Below are 15,838 nucleotides of genomic sequence, written 5' to 3'. Positions count from 1 at the left end.
CTGTCGGGTTTTAACGGTTTCCGTCGCGGATGATCCGGATCTGCGAGATCAGTTCACTCCATGCGATGTCGAGTTGTTCGAGGCATTCTCGGCCTTTCTGCGTGATCGAATAATATTTGCGGGGCGGTCCTTGCGGCGATTCTTCCCAGCGGTACGAAAGAAGCCCCTGGTTTTTCTGCCGGGTGAGCAGCGGATAGAGCGTCCCTTCCACCACGATCATTTCGGCGGCCTTCAGCTCGGCGATGATCGATGAAGCATAGGCGTCGTTGCGCGATATGATCGACAGGATGCAATACTCCAGGATCCCTTTCCGCATCTGGGCCTTGATATTGTCTATATTCAGTTCTGTCATGGCCTTACCTCCTGTATTCGTTATAGTTCTCTTGTTTTGCCGGTTCCAGCGGGATGATGATCCACATGACGATGTAGACCATCAGGCCGACTCCGAAAATGATGAACAGCGCCATAAGGACCCGGACCAACGTAAGATCGATTTCCGAGTACTCGGCGATACCGCCGCATACGCCGCCGATGATCTTCTCACGGCGGCTCCGGTAAAGCCGGCGCTGCCGATCGGGTCCCGGTCCGGGTTCTTGGTCCGGGAGACTGCGGCGCGGTTCCCCGAACTCGCGGGCGCTGCCGATGATCGCGATCGCCCGTTTGACCAGCGCCGCGTCCACGACTTGCGACTGGGCCGAAATCGCGCCGTTGAAAATATCGGCGATCCGTATCTCGATGTCCTGCATCGTCTCTTTGTCGTCTACGCCGTCCAGACGGATTTCGATTTCGTTCAGGTATTTTTTCAGCATGCCGTAGGCGTCTTCGTCCACGATGAACGGAGCGCCTCCTATGTTTACGTTTACGGTCTTTTTCATGATGTCGCTTTTTTGAGATTAAACGATATTTGAATGGATACGACAAATATATGGAATAAAATTATACTTTGCAATACAAAGTACCATGTTTTTCTCAATCTATTCCGGTGCGTAAACGACAAAAGCCTTACAATATGCTTATTGTAAGGCTTTTATTTGGAAATGAGATCGGAATTATTTTTCAGAAAAAGAAAATAATTCCCGAATCAGTGCGAGGAACCGACCGGTTTAGGCCATGTCCCACTGTTCGCGGATCAGTTTCAGCGCAGCCGGAACGCTCTGCGTCCTGTCTCCTTTACAGCCGCATTCGAAGCTGACGTAATTCGGGTAATTCATCGCTTTCAGGGCGCGGAAGCCGTCCACGTAGTTGTCTACGTCGCCGTCTTCGCCGGGCGTGTTGCGGGTGCCGCGGCTGGCGATGTGTACGTGTTGCAGGTGCTCGCCGGCGGAGAAGAAGGCCCCGTAGTCGGAAGGTTCTTCGAAAGTCATGTGCCAGAAGTCGCCCATGCATTTCACGGCGGGATGTTTCGCATCGCGGCAGATCGAGGCGGCGTCGCCCACTTGGCGCAGGTAGAATGCCTCGTTGCGGTTCAACGGTTCGAGAATGACGGTCGTGCCGCACTGTACCGCGTAATCGCCCAACTGGCGGAGCTGGTCTACCAAGTAATTGCGGGTGTCCATCGTGTGCGGCATTGCGGGAACCTGCCCGTTGAAAGCCGGAACCATGATGACGCCCGTCGAGCCGAGTTCGCCGGCCGCAGCGATGATCTCGCGCATCGTTTGGTCGAACTGTTGCCGCACGGCTTCGTCTTCCGACAGAATGAAGCCCTGGAAACCGGCGCAGATCGCGCTGACCTTGATGTTGCGTCCTTGCAGCAGTTTTTGCAGTTCGCCGACCCGTGCGGCCAAGCCGGCTCCGCCGGGTTCGAAGCCGACCACGCCGTTCTGTTCCATGAAATCGAATTTCTGCTCCAGCGTTTCACCGGGAGCGGTTCCTTCCTGGAACGAGAGTTTCAGTTCCGTTTTTTTCTTTTTAGTGCTGTCGCATCCTGCGAGCATGTTCAGCGGACTGACCGCTGCGACGGCTCCGCCGACCAGCGTCGCCCGTAAAAAGTCTCTTCTTTTCATATTTTTGATTGTTTGTTTCGGTTCGATAATTCGTCCTGCAATCGTTTCAGGTAACGGTCTATTCCCTCGGCATCGCCGGTGCGCGGCGTCCAGGGCGCCAGGTCGGACTCTTGCAGCGGGACGTACGGGCCGGGCTTCACTTCGTAGACGACCGTACCGCTTTCGAGCACCAACAGGCTATGCCACTCGCCGGCCGGAATGTCGAATCCGTAAACGCCTTGCTGCGGGTCGATCACGGCACATTCGGCAATTTCGCCCCGGTCGTTGAAAATGAACGAGGCGACGCTGCCGCGCAATACCACGATCGCCTCGTCCTTGGCAGGATTCAGGTGGCGGTGCGCCGGCAGGTAGCTGCCCGGTTCGAGCGCATTCAACAGCCGGTTTACCGGATCGTCCGGCCGTTCGTGAAAGTTATAATTCTTTCGGAGACGGTCGTCCGTTCTGGCCTGGGCGGAGGTACGGTTCAACAGTTCGGCATCGATGAGTTTCATCTTGTTTCAGGTTGTCTCCCGGAACGAATAAAAACGGGTATAGATGTATATACCCGTTTTATTGCCGGAATCCGGATCGCCGGAGTTCGTTCTATTTGCCTGTGCCCGGGACGGGAATGGTATAGATGCTCATGTCCATCGGGCCGAGTTCCATCTTGGCAGGCGTGAGGTTCAGCGGCGATGCCGTCATTTCGTCCCAAGAGACCGACTTGCCGGTGTAAGCCGATTCCCGGCCCATAATGGCGCACATATTCGATGTGGCGGTCTCTTCGGCCTGTACGATCGGGGTATTGTTGCGGATGCAGGAGATCCAGTTGACATGCTCCAGCGTGTACGGGTCGTTTTGCTGGTGGGCGGCATCTTCGGTCGCGCTGTCGTACTGCCATACGATGTTGCCCTGCAGGTCGCGGATGGCGAAGTCGGTGCTGCTCCACGATCCTTTGGTTCCCTGGATGAATTCGCTGACGTTGGAATCGCAGCCGTCGATCTGGCGGCACATGCTGTGCATATGAACGCCGTTGTCGTATTCGAAATCTACGCTGAAATTGTCGTACTGATCCCCCGTCACGCGGCGCTGGCGGCTTCCGAAAGCGGTGGCTCGTTTCGGCTTATAACCCGAGAACCAGTTGAATACGTCGATATTGTGAACGTGTTGTTCAACGATATGGTCTCCGGAAAGCCATTTCCAGTTCACCCAGTCGCGGATCATCCACTCCATGTCCGACCAACCTTTTTCACGGTTGCGGTACCACAGCATCGGCTGATTCCAGTAGACGTTGCCGCCGGTAATTTCGCCGATCAGACCTTCCTGCACCTTTTTATACGATTCTACGTAGGGGCGTTGATGGTGACGCTGCGTTCCGGTGATAACGCACAGCCCCTTGGCCTGGGCCTGCTTGGCCGCGGCCATTACGGTGCGGTAACCTTCCGGATCGACGCAGATCGGTTTTTCGAGGAAACTGTGTACCCCTTTTTCGGTGGCGTATTTGAAGTGTTCCGGACGGAAAAACGGGGGCGTGGCGATGATTACCACGTCTACGCCGGAATCGATCACGTTTTTATAGGCGTCGAAACCGGTGAAGCATTTGTCGTCGGCTACTTCGATCTGGTATTTGTCTTTCAGCGTGTTTTTCAATCCCTGCAGACGGTCGTCGAATACGTCGCCAAGCGCCGTGATCGTGACTCCGTTGGCGGCGGCCAGAAAGTTCTCGGCCGCTCCCGAACCGCGTCCGCCGCAGCCGATCACGCCGGCTTTCAGTTCTTTTCCGTCGGCCGCTTTGTCGGGCAATTCCGGAATGTAATATTCCCCGGGCGCCTTCAACGGTACGTAAGCCGTCTTTTTGCTGTTTCCGCACGAGGAAAGAAGCGGTGAAAAGCCCAGCGCTCCGGCTACGCCGGCCACTGCCGAATAGGAGAGGAACTCCCTTCTGGTAATTTTGTTATCCTTGCTCATAATAGTTAATGTTTAGGTTTTATTGATTTGGTTTCTTTTTTGTCGGACAAGCTCTGACGATTACGGTTGCTGACCCTCGGCGGGTTCGCATACGACCCGGAACCCGATGCTGCGGATATCCGAGTACCACCAGATACTTTTTGGATTTTGCGGATCGGTTTTCAGCCATTTGTCGTGCTCGGTATGTCCGCGGGCGGCCGATCGCAGATCCGCCGCGTCGTCGGAGAACTGACCGCCGCGCACTACGTGTTCTTTCCCCGATGCGGGGCCTTTCGGATCGACTGCGCCGTCGGGCATTTTCGCGTAGGCGTCTTCGGCATACCAGTCCGAACAGTATTCCATTACGTTGCCGAGCGTATTTTTAAGCCCGAACGGGTTGGCTTGTACGAACGACGGCTCCTGGGTTTTGTTCTTGCTGTTTTTGGTATAGACGACGTAACGGTTTATGTTGGTCGTGTCGGCATCGAAGAATTTCCGCCAGAAGCCCTGATCGGAGAGTTTCTTCGGATCGCCGGCGAAGAAGTAGGGCGTTTCCGTTCCGCCGCGCGTCGCGTATTCCCATTCGGCTTCGGTCGGCAGACGGTATTTCTTGCCGGTTTTTTTCGACAACCACTGGCAGAACGTTTCGGCCGCGTAATGGGTCATCGTGATGGCCGGCCGGTTGCCGCTGCCCCAACCCTGGTCGGGGATGCCGAACGGCGGGGTCGGGCCGCTGATCGCGTCTACTTCCGGGTTCGAATTGTTGGCGTAAACCTTTTCCGGCGGCGTGCGTCCTTCCGACATGGTCTCGGCGTAAAAAGCCCAGTACTGATCCCAGGTCACTTCGGTTTCGCCGATAAAGAACGGCGAAACGGTCACTTTTTTTACGGGGCCTTCGTCGTCCCTGCGGAACGGTTCGTCGTCCGGGCTGCCCATTGCGAAAGTTCCTCCGGGGATCGCTTTCATGTCAAACGATACGGTCGTACCGGGGATGGTTTCGGTAAAATTCTCGAATGCGGTTACGGTAGCCGCTTCGGTGAACGGTTCGCCTTTTTTCGCTTCGGGCTGCGGGATGCCCTGCATTTTCGCATGCGTATAGTTCGGATCGTAATGGCCTACGTCCAGATGGCAGCTGATACACTGCAGGTCGAGTTTCTTTTCGTTTTCTTCGTAGTAGAGATGGGCGGTGATACCTTCCTGACTGAGCCGCGACGGGAACAACTGCTGATGGCACTCCTTGCATGATTCGTTGTAGACGATCGTGACGGCGTGGTCCAGTTCTTTTTTACTTTCCCAGTCGAATTCGGAACTGTCTTTCGTCCAGTAGGCCCACAAATCTTTCAAACCGGTCCGCGCTTTGGCCGTGAAATGCTTGAAAGAGCCTTTCGGGGGCAGGTGACATTCGGCGCAACCGGTCACTACGCCGCTTTTGCTGTTGTGGTGCGACGACAGTTTCCAGCTTTTATCCGCCTGAGGGTGCACATGGCACGACTGGCACGACTCGTCCGTCGAACTCTGCATGTAAACTCTGTTCAATCCGATCGTGATGCTCGCTCCGACGGCAACCGCCGCTATGACAGTTAAAATGAGTCCTTTACGGCTAAGCCCTATAATTTTTTTCTGATGCTCTTTTTTTTCGGATTTCCCGGACATACAAACTGATAGTTAAAATTTTCAATTAGCCACACTCCACAGCTTAAATACAAATTTATATAAAATATGCCAGAAAAGCCAAAACATCGCCGAAACTTTTACTAAAAATTTTTATTAAAGTGCGTTCTAAATCACTTCCGGTTGAGGCCGATGTTCTTTCCGGAAAATGTGCGGGGGGTTATTCGGCTGAAATTCCGGTTCGAAATCTACCACCCGGCTCGTTTTTCGCCCCTATAGCGACTCCGAGATGGGCGGACAGCCGGAACTTCTCTTATGATGTTTAGGGGGTAAAATGAAGATCGATAATTCGAAGCGGTCGGCAGCGACGGGATCGTCCCGGTTGCTAAACATGATCGGCCGGGGGCGATCACTGTGTCGGCAGCGTGTATACGAAGCTTTTTCGGGTAATAAAAAAACGCCTTCATCGCATGAAGCGTTTTTGTCGGGTGTGCGATGTCGAAAAATCAGTCGTTGCCGATTTCGCTTCCCATCATATCGAGCAGTTCGTTCGTAATCAACTGCTGGCGTGTTTTGTTATACTGGATCGTAAGTTCCTGGATCAGTTCGATCGCATTGTCCGTCGCCATTTGCATGGCGATTGTCCGGGCGGCATGCTCGGCGGCGTTCGAATCCAGCAACACGGTGAAAATTTTCAGCCCCAGCACCTGCGGGATCAGCGTGTTGACGACCGTCTCGCGATCCGGTTCGACGATATAATCCGTGCTCAGACCTTTCCCTTTCTGCTGTTCGGTGTCGATCGGCAGGTATTCCTCGCGCGTCAGCACCTGTACGGCCGTGCTTTTGAAATGGTTGTATATCAGTTCGACGCGGTCGATCTCGTGATTTGCGAACATTTTCATCAACCGGGCGGCTAGATCGGAAGTTTCTTTGTAAGTCGGTTTCTCAGCCATTTTCTGGTAATCGCCCTGCGGTTCGAAACCCTCTTTGCGGGTCGCTTCGGCGATTTTTTTCCCGATCGGGAAGATCAGAATGTTTTCCCGTTTCAGCTTGCCGTAAGAGGCGATCGTTTCGTGCAGTTTTTTAGCGACATTGGCGTTGAATGCACCGCAGAGCGACGAGTTCGACGAAACGGCCACGATAGCCACCCGCTGCACTTCCCTCTTTTCGGCAAAGGGAGAACTGACCGAACCTTCGGCCGACAGGAATCCCGACAGGATGCCGTTCAGCTTCCGCTCGTAGGGGAGCATGTTTTCGATGGCTCCCTGCGCGCGGTGCAACTTGGCCGACGCTACCATTTTCATGGCCGACGTGATTTTCAGCGTACTGTTGACCGACGCGATTCTTCCCTTGACCTCTTTCAGCGATGCCATGACTTATGACTTTTTAAGTGCCGAGGCGACTGCTGCAGCCACTTCCTCGATTTTGGCGGTTACCTCGTCGTTGATGATGCCTTTTTTCAGCGTGGCGAGCGTTTCGCTGCCCAGCAGGTTGTTGATCAATGCCGTTTCGAAATCCTGCACCCGATCCAGCGGAACGTCTTTCAGCAGGCCGTGCGTACCGCAGTACAGTACGGCGATCTGTTGTTCGACCGGCATCGGCGAGTATTGCGGTTGTACCAGCAGACGGGTGTTTTTCTGTCCTTTGTCGATCGTCAGCGCCGTCACCGGATCCATGTCGCCGCCGAACTTCGTAAACGCTTCCAATTCGCGGTACTGGGCCTGGTCGATTTTCAGCGTGCCGGCCACCTTTTTCATCGCCTTGATCTGCGCGTTACCGCCGACGCGCGATACCGAGATTCCGACGTTGATAGCCGGGCGGTTTCCCTGATTGAACAAGTCGGTGTCGAGGAAGATCTGACCGTCGGTGATCGAAATCACGTTGGTCGGGATATAGGCGGCTACGTCCCCCGCCTGCGTTTCGATGATCGGCAGCGCCGTCAGCGAACCGCCTCCTTTGACCTTGCCTTGCAGGCTGGGCGGCAGGTCGTTCATCTGCTCGGCCACTTCCTGCTGGTTGATGATCTTCGCGGCGCGTTCCAACAAACGGGAGTGCAGGTAGAAGATATCGCCCGGATACGCTTCGCGGCCCGACGGGCGGCGGAGAATCAGCGATACTTCGCGGTAAGCTACCGCCTGTTTCGACAGGTCGTCGTAAACGACCAGCGCGTGGCGTCCCGTGTCGCGGAAGTATTCGCCAATGGCGGCCCCGGCGAACGGTGCGAAATATTGCATGGCGGCCGGGTCGGAAGCCGTAGCGGCCACGACGACCGTATAGTCCATCGCTCCTTTTTCACGCAGCGTGTTGACGATCGTGGCTACGGTCGAGCCTTTTTGCCCGATGGCTACGTAGATACAGTAGATCGGGTCGCCCGCTTCGAAATTGCTTTTCTGGTTCAGGATCGTATCGATGGCGATAGCCGTTTTTCCGGTCTGGCGGTCGCCGATGATCAGTTCGCGCTGTCCGCGGCCGATCGGGATCATCGCGTCGACGGCTTTCAGTCCGGTTTGCAGCGGCTGGTTCACCGGCTGCCGGAAAATAACGCCCGGCGCTTTGCGTTCCAGCGGCATTTCGATCGTTTCGCCGCCGATCAGTCCCATGCCGTCCAGCGGATTGCCGAGCGGGTCGATCACGCGACCGAGCATCGCTTCGCTGACGTTGATCGACGCGATGCGCTTGGTGCGTTTCACGGTGTCTCCTTCGCGGATCTGATCCGTCGGGCCCAGCAGCACGGCGCCGACGTTATCTTCCTCGAGGTTCATTACCACGGCCCGGATGCCGTTGTCGAACTCCAACAGTTCGTTGGCCTCAGCATTCTGCAAGCCGTAGATCCGGACGACGCCGTCGCTGACCTGAAGCACCGTGCCGACTTCTTCGAACCGAAGGTCGGTGTCGATTCCCTCGAGCTGCATCCGCAGCACGTCCGAAATCTCGCTTGCCTTTATATTTTCAGACATACCTTCTTTGTTTACTGATTAAAAACACTATACAATCCGTTTGTTCTTTTCGACGAATTGTTTCTTGATATTGCGCAGTTGCGTCGCAATACTGGCGTCCAGCCGTTCCGAGTCCATTTCGAAAACGAACCCGCCGAGCAATTCCGGTTTGACGGACGTTTTGAGTTCCACCTTCCCGTTCGTTTCGGAGGCGATCAGGTCGATGATCTTCCGTTCGGTTTCGGGAGTTACGGGTACGGCCGTTTCCAGCCTGCCGGTGCTGATGCGATTCAGTTTGCGGTACAGATCGAGGTACATCAGGCTGATCGATTGCAAGTAACGTTCCCTGCGGTTGTGCAGCACGAGCCACACGAACCGGTCGAATACTTCGCTCGTTCGTCCTCCGCCCGCGGTACGGATCAGTTCCGTTTTCTTGTCGACCGGCAGTACGGGATTATCCAGTACCCGGCGCAGCGCGTGTTCGCGTTCGAAACTTCCGGCCACGGCGGACATCTCGGCGTACACCTGTTCCGCGCATTTTTTTTCATACGCGAACTCCAGCAACGCTTTGGCATACCGTACCGGGATCATTCCTGTGTTCATACGCTACGACTGTTTCATGTCGGGCATCTCCTCGAGCAGGCGGTCGATCATCGACATCTGCGCCGGGGTGTTGTCCAGCTTGTTACGGATCACTTTTTCGGCGATATCGACCGACAGCATCGCGATCTGGCTGCGTACTTCGCGTACGGCGGCCTCTTTCTCAAGCCGTATCTGGCGTTTCGCCTCTTCGAGTTGTTTCTGGGCTTCGGCCTGCGCCTGTCCCTTCGCCTCGCTGATGATACGCTCCTTGGCGGCGGCGGCTTCGTTCAGGATTTTCATCTGATCTTCGCGCGCTTGCTGCAGCAGGGCTTCGCTTTCGGTTTTGATATTGTCCAGTTGGGCTTTTGCCTCTTTGGCCGCTTCCAGAGACTTTTCGACGAAAACCCTACGCTCCTCGACCATCTTCGTGATAACCGGGAAACCGTATTTGGCCAGGATCATGAAAACGACGATGAACGACAGCAGCATCCAAAACAGGAGGCCCGATTCGGGTTGTAAGAGTCCCATCGCTTTCCGGATTTAGGATTAAAGCGCGAGGAAACAAACGACCACGGCAAACAGCGCAACGCCTTCGACCAGCGCCGCGATGATGATCATATTCGTACGGATATCGTTCGAAGCTTCCGGCTGGCGTGCGATGGCTTCCATCGCCGATCCGCCGATCTTACCGATACCGATACCTGCTCCGATGGCGGCCAGACCGGCGCCGATCGCTGCGCCCAGTTTTCCGAGGCTCAATTCTGCTGCAACCTGTAACAATAATGTAAGTAACATAACTTTAGGTTTTTAATTGTTATTTGAATTAGTAACTTTTTGAAATTCCGTATCCGGATTAAATTTCCGCTTCTTCGGTTTTATGGTGCTCCACGCGCGCCAGGCCGATGAATACGGCCGACAGCATCGTGAATACGTAGGCCTGGATAAACGCCACCAGAAGTTCCAGCAGGTTCATGAAGATGCAGAACAATACCGATACCACTGTCATCGATCCGTTGACGGCCGGGCCCATGCTGACCGTGACGAATACCAGGCACGTGAGACTCAGGATCACCGCGTGTCCGGCCATCATGTTGGCGAACAGACGGATCATCAGCGCGAACGGCTTCGTGAAAATACCGACCAGTTCGATCGCCGGCATCATCGGAACCGGACATTTGAGCCATACGGGAACCTCCGGCCAGAAAATCTCTTTCCAGTATTCGCGCGTCCCGAACAGATTCACGGCGACGAATGTGCACAACGCCAACACCATCGTGATTGCGATATTGCCGGTCACGTTGGCCCCTCCGGGGAAAATCGGGATCAGCCCCATGATGTTGTTGATGAAGATGAAGAAAAAGACGGTCAGCAGGTACGGCGCGAACCGTTTGTAATCTTTCCCGACGCAGCTTTTGATCAGGTCGTCGTGGATCATCATCACGAACATTTCCATCGCTCCGACGAATCCGCCCGGCGCGGCCGTTTCGACTGTGCGTTTGCGGTACCACCGTGCGACGCCGAGTACGATGCAGACGAGGATCAGGCTGTTCAGCAGCAACGCGAACACCGTCTTCGTGATCGACAGGTCGAGCGGGCGCATCTCCTGTCCGTTGATGCGTTCGACGATCTTGCCGGCGTACGGGCCGTCCTGCGCGATGTAATAGCCGTTATATTCCCCATGTTCCAGGCGCGACGATGAGAATACGTTCCAGTGTCCGGTCTTGCTGCGAACGATCACCGGCAGCGGAACCGTCACGTGCGTTTCGCCCCAGGTCGTGATGTGCCATCCGTAAGCGTCGCCGATGTGTCCGAAAACGATCTCCTTCACGTCTGCATCCTCGCCTTTGGGCAGGTCTTCCGCCGCTGCGGGTTTCGCGATCCCGAACAGCAGCAGACACACGATGGCAACGATATGTCGTAAACTATTCATTCCCTTCGTTTTTTTTCAATTTGTTTTCATAGTGCCAGAAAAACACCGTTTCGAATAGCAGGAAAATCAGGTAGTAGGCGAGAAACGTCACGACGAACTCCGTATTGCGAACATCCACCAGCGACGTGTAAAGCCCGATCAGCAGAACGAAAAGCAACATTTTCGCCACTTTCATGCCGAGGAACAGTCGCGTCATTTTCCGCCCGGTGTTGCGGCGGAAAAGCGCCACGAAAATCAGCCCCCAGAAATAGAAAAACAGCGGCATGTACGGCAGCCATTCCACATAATGTTTCGGGTAAGCGCCCAGCATCAGCGCCGCGCCGCCCCAGCCCGAAATCAGTGTCAGGAGGGTCAGCCCGATCACGTAATGCCTTTTAAATTTACGTTCCCCGTTTTCCATTTTTTCCAGTCGTTTGAGAAAGCCCGACGCTTCCCCGTGTTTTCTTTTTTCTGTCGTCAGACGCTTTCGACGCAGACCGACACTTTGTCTTTTTTCACTTCCGCAAAACCGCTCGCGATCGCCACTTTTTCTTCTTTGCCGTCTTTGAGCAGGTATTTGACCTCCCCTTTGACGAGGGCGGAGATGATCGGAGCGTGTCTTCTGAGCACGGTGAACTCGCCGAGCGCTCCCGGCAGCGTTACGCGCTCAACTTCTCCGCTGTAAAGCGTCCGTTCGGGGGATAAGATCTCGAGGGTCATACGGCAGCCTGTGCTAACAGTTTTTTACCTTTTTCGATCGCTTCGTCGATCGTTCCGACATTCAGGAAGGCCGGCTCGGGCAGGTAATCGACTTCGCCGTCGAGGATCATTTTGAACCCGCGGATCGTCTCCTCGATGGTGACCATCACGCCCGGTACGCCGGTGAACTGTTCGGCCACGGTGAACGGCTGCGACAGAAAACGCTGTACGCGGCGCGCTCGGTTCACGGTCTGCCGGTCTTCGTCCGAGAGCTCCTCCATGCCGAGGATCGATATGATGTCCTGCAACTCCTTGTTGCGCTGAAGGATCTGTTTTACGCGCTGCGCGGTTTCGTAGTGTTCCTTGCCGACCACCAGCGGATCGAGGATGCGCGAAGTCGATTCGAGCGGATCGACGGCCGGGTAGATCCCCAGCTCGGTGATCTTGCGGCTCAGTACGGTGGTGGCGTCCAGGTGCGTGAACGTGGTCGCCGGGGCCGGGTCGGTCAGGTCGTCCGCCGGCACGTAAACGGCCTGTACGGAGGTAATCGAACCTTTTTTCGTCGAGGTGATCCGCTCCTGCATCGCGCCCATTTCGGTGGCCAGCGTCGGCTGGTAACCCACGGCCGACGGCATACGTCCGAGCAGCGCCGATACTTCGGAGCCCGCCTGCGTGAAACGGAAAATATTGTCGATGAAGAACAGGATGTCCTTGGTTCCGGTTCCCGCGTCGCGGAACGATTCGGCTACGGTTAGCCCCGACAGCGCCACCGAAGAGCGGGCTCCGGGAGGTTCGTTCATCTGTCCGAACACCAGCGTGGCCTGCGATTTCTCGACCTCCTTGTAATCCACCTTCGACAGATCCCATTCGCCTTTTTCCATGCTCTCCTTGAACGCCTCGCCGTAGCGGATCACGCCCGATTCGATCATTTCGCGCAGCAAGTCGTTGCCCTCGCGGGTACGCTCGCCGACGCCTGCGAAAACCGAAAAGCCGTGGTGTTTCTTGGCGATGTTGTTAATCAGTTCCATGATCAGCACGGTCTTGCCGACGCCTGCGCCGCCGAACAGTCCGATCTTACCGCCTTTCGAATAGGGTTCGAGCAGGTCGATCACCTTGATACCGGTGTAGAGCACTTCCTGCACGGTGGTCAGTTCGTCGAATTTCGGGGGTTCGCGGTGGATCGGGTAAGCCCCTTTTTCGTCGAGCGGCTTCATGCCGTCGATCGCATCGCCCACGACGTTCATCAGCCGCCCTTTGATCTGCTCGCCGACCGGCATGGTAATCGGGCTGAAGTGCGATACCGCTTCCATTCCCCGGCGCAGGCCGTCGGTGCTGTCCATCGCGACGGTGCGCACGGTGTTTTCACCGATGTGCTGCTGTACTTCGACGATCAGGATTTTTCCGTTGTCGCGCCGGATCTGCATGGCGTCGTGGATGCTGGGCAGAACGACCTCGTTTTCGGGGCCTTCGAACGCCACGTCCACCACGGGGCCGATAATCTGCGAAATGCGACCTGTAATCTGCGACGGATGGGCCGTGTTCGATATGTTTTCCGATTCCATAACTTTTTTCCAATTAAAAAAAACATTTCAAAGGTACGGAGTTGAACGGATCAAAAAAGTCCCGATCCACGGCATTAATGTCCTAAATTTCTTTTTTACTACCTTTTTTTCTCCTTGTCGGAGTTCCGCCGGTTTGTTATCTTTGCCCCTGTCCGGCACATTTATGCCGTTGTGCGAAGATGATGAAAAAAGAAGGATTGCCCGGTATCGGCGTAGCGCAAATCGGGCCGGCGGACGGCCGCGGTTACGTGACCGATCATTTTCTGGTTACCGACCGCAGGTGGAGCGCGCCGGCTCTTTTCGCCGAGCCGGTACGGTTTTACGGTGCGTGCACCGGAATTTGTACGGCGGGGAGTTGTACGATCTCGCTGAACCTGAAAATTTCCGAAATCCGTCCCGGCGATTTAATCTTCATCGTCCCGGGAACGATCGTCCATATTCCGCGCCAAAGCGACGATTTCAGCCTTTGCATGACCGGTTTTTCCGCGGAATTCCTGAAAGGGATTTACCAGGCGATCAATCCGCTTTATCCGTATATTTTCCAGACTCCGGTGCTGCCGCTGGCTGCGGACGACGCCGAAACGCTGCTCGATCTGTTCGATTTGCTGTACGAGAAAGCGCTGCGCAAGGAGCACTGTTATTGTAGGGAGATCGTGCAGAACCTGCTGTTGACTCTTTTTTACGAGATCAGCGCCCTGTATCAGAAAAAATATGCGAAAAGCGACCGGCAACTGACCCGCGACGAGGAGATTTTCCGCAAGCTGATCCGCCTGATTATCCTGCATTATAAAGAGGAGCGGACGGTGGCTTTTTATGCGCGGGAGTTGTGTCTGACGCCTAAATACTTGTCGTCGGTCGTTAAGAAGACCACCAACCGCACCGTTACCGAATGGATCAACGAGACGGTCGTGCTCGATGCGAAAACGCAGTTGAAATCGTCGCAGATGACCGTGCAGCAGATCGCCAACTACCTGAATTTCCCGACACCGTCGTTCTTCGGCCGTTTTTTCAAGAAGCATACGGGCATGACGCCGAAAGCGTACCGGCTCAGCGAATAAGCACGCACCGGGCTGAAAATCCTGTCGGAACGGCCCTTTAATTATTATATAATAATCGCCGGGTTTTGTCCAGGCGACCGCTTCCCGTTAAAGTCCTCCCTGTCCTTTGCCCCCGAACAGTTCCGTCGCCGAAACGGCCAGCGTAGCGATGCTGATGCGGCACGAAGGGGCTGCTTTCAGGATGGTTTCGGCGCAGGCGGTCAGCGTCGAACCGGTCGTCAGCACATCGTCGACCAGCAGGATATGGCGTCCGGCCAGCCGTTGCGGACGGCGTACCGAAAAGATGTCCGCCACGTTTTCCCAGCGGTCTTTGCGGTTGCGCATGGCGGTTTGCGAACGGTTGTAGGATTTACGGACGAGACTGCGGCAATCGGTCTTCCTGCCGAGCGCCCCGGCGATGCCGCGCGCGAGGTACTCCGCTTGGTTGTAGCCCCTGCGGAAAAGTCGCCTGTAATGCAACGGTACGGGGACGATCAGGTCGACCGTGTCGTACAGGCCGCTTTCGGACAGCTCCGCGCCGAACATCGCTCCGAGTCGCAGGCAGGTTTTCCATTGTCCGTGGTATTTGAATCCGTGGATCATTGCCCGGTAGCGGCCGTGCCGGGTGAAAAAGAACATCGAGGCCGCCTCTTGCACCGGAACCAGTCCCCAGAATTTACGGGCGACCGGGTTGTCGTGCTCGGCGGCATACCCGGTCAGCGGCATGTCCCAGCGGCAGTGCGGGCACAGCCACCGGACGCCTTTGGGCAACGACCGCCCGCAGGCCGGACACCGTTCCGGGAAGAACAGGCGGAATATTTCCGAAAAATAGGTGCGAAGCATGACGGACGTTCTGGGTTTGGACATCGGCCGTTGCGGCCCTGAAAAAATCGATTATTCGGGAGAACCGGATTGCCAGCGTTTCAGGTGCGGGAAAAACTGTCGCATCTGCTCGCGGGCTTGTTCGCGGGTGTACTGTACCGGGGAATCGCGGTTGAATTCGTCCAGGTAGTTCAGGCAGTTTTCGATCATTTCGTCCATCGTGCATTTCTGCGTGAACGTTCCGTCCCGGAAACAAAAATGACAGTACGTTTCGTTTGGGGTTCGGTCGGCGTTCGTGCCGAATTGGGAGGCGTCCGTAAGCGGCATTCCGCAACTTTGACAGAATTTTTGTTCCATAATTAGGTACATGATATCGGTAAGCTCTAAAGATAGCGTTTTTTTCCGAAAAAACGCTATTGCGGGTCTACGTCTACGACGATGTCGACCGGCCGGAATTCCGGCACGGCATGCAACCGATCGAAAAGTCCGGACAACTCTTTTTTCACGGCGGCGACCGGTAGCTGCTTTTCGATTTTCAATAGGAACTGCAATCGGAATTGTCCGCGTATCCGATCTACTGCGGGCGGTTCGGGGCCGAGCAGCCGGCGGCCGAACCGGGTGCGCGCTTCCGTCCCGAACGTCGCAGCCGCTTTCCACAGCAAAGCGTGATCGCGATGGCGCAGCAGGACGGCGATCAACCGGCAGAAGGGCGGGTAAAAAAAAGGCGCGGCGTTCGGCCAGTTGCGAGCGGATC

At 55.6% G+C, this 15,838-nt stretch carries 18 protein-coding genes and 1 pseudogene; 1 reads left to right on the top strand and 18 read right to left on the bottom strand.

Annotated features, from left to right (window positions below; all coding sequences use genetic code 11):
- Nucleotides 1-10 precede the first annotated feature (10 nt).
- From DW082_RS02035 to atpD, 15 genes are all read right to left on the bottom strand, one after another.
- Nucleotides 11-352: a PadR family transcriptional regulator gene (locus tag DW082_RS02035; RefSeq protein ID WP_055202744.1), complete on the bottom strand. Its 342-nt coding sequence runs from the start codon at nt 350-352 to the stop codon at nt 11-13.
- Nucleotides 353-356: 4 nt separating this feature from the next.
- On the bottom strand, nt 357-875 hold the full coding sequence (locus DW082_RS02030; RefSeq protein ID WP_101571895.1) for a PspC domain-containing protein: 519 nt from the start codon (nt 873-875) through the stop codon (nt 357-359).
- Between the two features lie 228 nt (nt 876-1,103).
- Nucleotides 1,104-2,003: a sugar phosphate isomerase/epimerase gene (locus DW082_RS02025; protein WP_101571893.1), complete on the bottom strand. Its 900-nt coding sequence runs from the start codon at nt 2,001-2,003 to the stop codon at nt 1,104-1,106.
- Nucleotides 2,000-2,494 (bottom strand): WbuC family cupin fold metalloprotein, encoded by a 495-nt coding sequence (locus DW082_RS02020; RefSeq protein ID WP_101571891.1) that lies wholly within the window; start codon nt 2,492-2,494, stop codon nt 2,000-2,002. The genes DW082_RS02025 and DW082_RS02020 overlap by 4 nt, the downstream gene beginning before the upstream one ends.
- A gap of 91 nt (nt 2,495-2,585) precedes the next feature.
- A complete protein-coding gene (locus DW082_RS02015) occupies nt 2,586-3,947 on the bottom strand; it encodes a Gfo/Idh/MocA family protein (RefSeq protein WP_118457078.1) in 1,362 nt (453 codons plus the stop codon).
- Between the two features lie 60 nt (nt 3,948-4,007).
- Nucleotides 4,008-5,579, bottom strand: coding sequence for an SUMF1/EgtB/PvdO family nonheme iron enzyme (locus DW082_RS02010; protein ID WP_055202733.1), 1,572 nt, complete (start codon nt 5,577-5,579; stop codon nt 4,008-4,010).
- 464 nt (nt 5,580-6,043) lie between these two features.
- Nucleotides 6,044-6,910 (bottom strand): F0F1 ATP synthase subunit gamma, encoded by an 867-nt coding sequence (locus DW082_RS02005; RefSeq protein ID WP_055202731.1) that lies wholly within the window; start codon nt 6,908-6,910, stop codon nt 6,044-6,046.
- 3 nt (nt 6,911-6,913) lie between these two features.
- Entirely contained in the window at nt 6,914-8,494 is a 1,581-nt protein-coding gene (gene atpA, locus DW082_RS02000) for a F0F1 ATP synthase subunit alpha (protein WP_055202729.1), read from the bottom strand.
- Between the two features lie 27 nt (nt 8,495-8,521).
- Nucleotides 8,522-9,076 (bottom strand): F0F1 ATP synthase subunit delta, encoded by a 555-nt coding sequence (locus tag DW082_RS01995; RefSeq protein ID WP_118457076.1) that lies wholly within the window; start codon nt 9,074-9,076, stop codon nt 8,522-8,524.
- 3 nt (nt 9,077-9,079) lie between these two features.
- Nucleotides 9,080-9,583, bottom strand: a complete 504-nt coding sequence (gene atpF / locus DW082_RS01990) for a F0F1 ATP synthase subunit B (protein WP_118457074.1) — start codon at nt 9,581-9,583, stop codon at nt 9,080-9,082.
- Nucleotides 9,584-9,601: 18 nt separating this feature from the next.
- Nucleotides 9,602-9,850: an ATP synthase F0 subunit C gene (gene atpE, locus DW082_RS01985; protein ID WP_055202723.1), complete on the bottom strand. Its 249-nt coding sequence runs from the start codon at nt 9,848-9,850 to the stop codon at nt 9,602-9,604.
- A 58-nt stretch (nt 9,851-9,908) separates the two neighbouring features.
- Nucleotides 9,909-10,985, bottom strand: a complete 1,077-nt coding sequence (gene atpB, locus DW082_RS01980; protein ID WP_055202721.1) for a F0F1 ATP synthase subunit A — start codon at nt 10,983-10,985, stop codon at nt 9,909-9,911.
- A complete protein-coding gene (locus DW082_RS01975; RefSeq protein ID WP_101571885.1) occupies nt 10,978-11,385 on the bottom strand; it encodes a hypothetical protein in 408 nt (135 codons plus the stop codon). The genes atpB and DW082_RS01975 overlap by 8 nt, the downstream gene beginning before the upstream one ends.
- A gap of 56 nt (nt 11,386-11,441) precedes the next feature.
- Nucleotides 11,442-11,684, bottom strand: coding sequence for an ATP synthase F1 subunit epsilon (atpC, locus tag DW082_RS01970; protein ID WP_055202717.1), 243 nt, complete (start codon nt 11,682-11,684; stop codon nt 11,442-11,444).
- A complete protein-coding gene (gene atpD, locus DW082_RS01965) occupies nt 11,681-13,225 on the bottom strand; it encodes a F0F1 ATP synthase subunit beta (RefSeq protein WP_101571883.1) in 1,545 nt (514 codons plus the stop codon). Before atpD ends, atpC begins: the two co-directional genes overlap by 4 nt.
- 179 nt (nt 13,226-13,404) lie before the next feature.
- On the opposite strand from atpD, the gene DW082_RS01960 reads away from it, so the two are divergent.
- Complete coding sequence (locus DW082_RS01960; RefSeq protein ID WP_101571880.1) at nt 13,405-14,283, top strand: AraC family transcriptional regulator; 879 nt, start codon at nt 13,405-13,407, stop codon at nt 14,281-14,283.
- A gap of 87 nt (nt 14,284-14,370) precedes the next feature.
- Here the strand turns inward: DW082_RS01960 and DW082_RS01955 are convergent, their stop codons facing one another.
- From DW082_RS01955 to DW082_RS15285, 3 genes and pseudogenes are all read right to left on the bottom strand, one after another.
- On the bottom strand, nt 14,371-15,129 hold the full coding sequence (locus tag DW082_RS01955) for a ComF family protein (RefSeq protein ID WP_259335460.1): 759 nt from the start codon (nt 15,127-15,129) through the stop codon (nt 14,371-14,373).
- Nucleotides 15,130-15,156: 27 nt separating this feature from the next.
- Nucleotides 15,157-15,417: pseudogene (locus DW082_RS01950) on the bottom strand (zinc ribbon domain-containing protein); the annotation flags it as partial.
- Nucleotides 15,418-15,497: 80 nt separating this feature from the next.
- A complete protein-coding gene (locus tag DW082_RS15285) occupies nt 15,498-15,746 on the bottom strand; it encodes a hypothetical protein (RefSeq protein WP_310648295.1) in 249 nt (82 codons plus the stop codon).
- Nucleotides 15,747-15,838 lie beyond the last annotated feature (92 nt).

Source organism: Alistipes sp. AF48-12, from assembly GCF_003477565.1.
Classification (GTDB): domain Bacteria; phylum Bacteroidota; class Bacteroidia; order Bacteroidales; family Rikenellaceae; genus Alistipes_A; species Alistipes_A hominis.
This window is presented reverse-complemented; position numbering and strand designations above follow the sequence as displayed.

Excerpts from the sequence above, each read along its gene's own strand:
- DW082_RS02015 (WP_118457078.1), bottom strand. The coding sequence starts at position 3,947 with ATGAGCAAGGATAACAAAATTACCAGAAGGGAGTTCCTCTCCTATTCG.
- DW082_RS01960 (WP_101571880.1), top strand. The coding sequence starts at position 13,405 with ATGATGAAAAAAGAAGGATTGCCCGGTATCGGCGTAGCGCAAATCGGG.
- atpA (WP_055202729.1), bottom strand. The coding sequence starts at position 8,494 with ATGTCTGAAAATATAAAGGCAAGCGAGATTTCGGACGTGCTGCGGATG.
- DW082_RS02025 (WP_101571893.1), bottom strand. The coding sequence starts at position 2,003 with ATGAAAAGAAGAGACTTTTTACGGGCGACGCTGGTCGGCGGAGCCGTC.
- atpD (WP_101571883.1), bottom strand. The coding sequence starts at position 13,225 with ATGGAATCGGAAAACATATCGAACACGGCCCATCCGTCGCAGATTACA.
- DW082_RS02005 (WP_055202731.1), bottom strand. The coding sequence starts at position 6,910 with ATGGCATCGCTGAAAGAGGTCAAGGGAAGAATCGCGTCGGTCAACAGT.
- DW082_RS01955 (WP_259335460.1), bottom strand. The coding sequence starts at position 15,129 with ATGTCCAAACCCAGAACGTCCGTCATGCTTCGCACCTATTTTTCGGAA.
- DW082_RS02030 (WP_101571895.1), bottom strand. The coding sequence starts at position 875 with ATGAAAAAGACCGTAAACGTAAACATAGGAGGCGCTCCGTTCATCGTG.
- atpF (WP_118457074.1), bottom strand. The coding sequence starts at position 9,583 with ATGGGACTCTTACAACCCGAATCGGGCCTCCTGTTTTGGATGCTGCTG.
- DW082_RS02020 (WP_101571891.1), bottom strand. The coding sequence starts at position 2,494 with ATGAAACTCATCGATGCCGAACTGTTGAACCGTACCTCCGCCCAGGCC.
- DW082_RS02010 (WP_055202733.1), bottom strand. The coding sequence starts at position 5,579 with ATGTCCGGGAAATCCGAAAAAAAAGAGCATCAGAAAAAAATTATAGGG.
- DW082_RS01975 (WP_101571885.1), bottom strand. The coding sequence starts at position 11,385 with ATGGAAAACGGGGAACGTAAATTTAAAAGGCATTACGTGATCGGGCTG.
- DW082_RS01995 (WP_118457076.1), bottom strand. The coding sequence starts at position 9,076 with ATGAACACAGGAATGATCCCGGTACGGTATGCCAAAGCGTTGCTGGAG.
- atpB (WP_055202721.1), bottom strand. The coding sequence starts at position 10,985 with ATGAATAGTTTACGACATATCGTTGCCATCGTGTGTCTGCTGCTGTTC.
- atpE (WP_055202723.1), bottom strand. The coding sequence starts at position 9,850 with ATGTTACTTACATTATTGTTACAGGTTGCAGCAGAATTGAGCCTCGGA.
- DW082_RS02035 (WP_055202744.1), bottom strand. The coding sequence starts at position 352 with ATGACAGAACTGAATATAGACAATATCAAGGCCCAGATGCGGAAAGGG.
- atpC (WP_055202717.1), bottom strand. The coding sequence starts at position 11,684 with ATGACCCTCGAGATCTTATCCCCCGAACGGACGCTTTACAGCGGAGAA.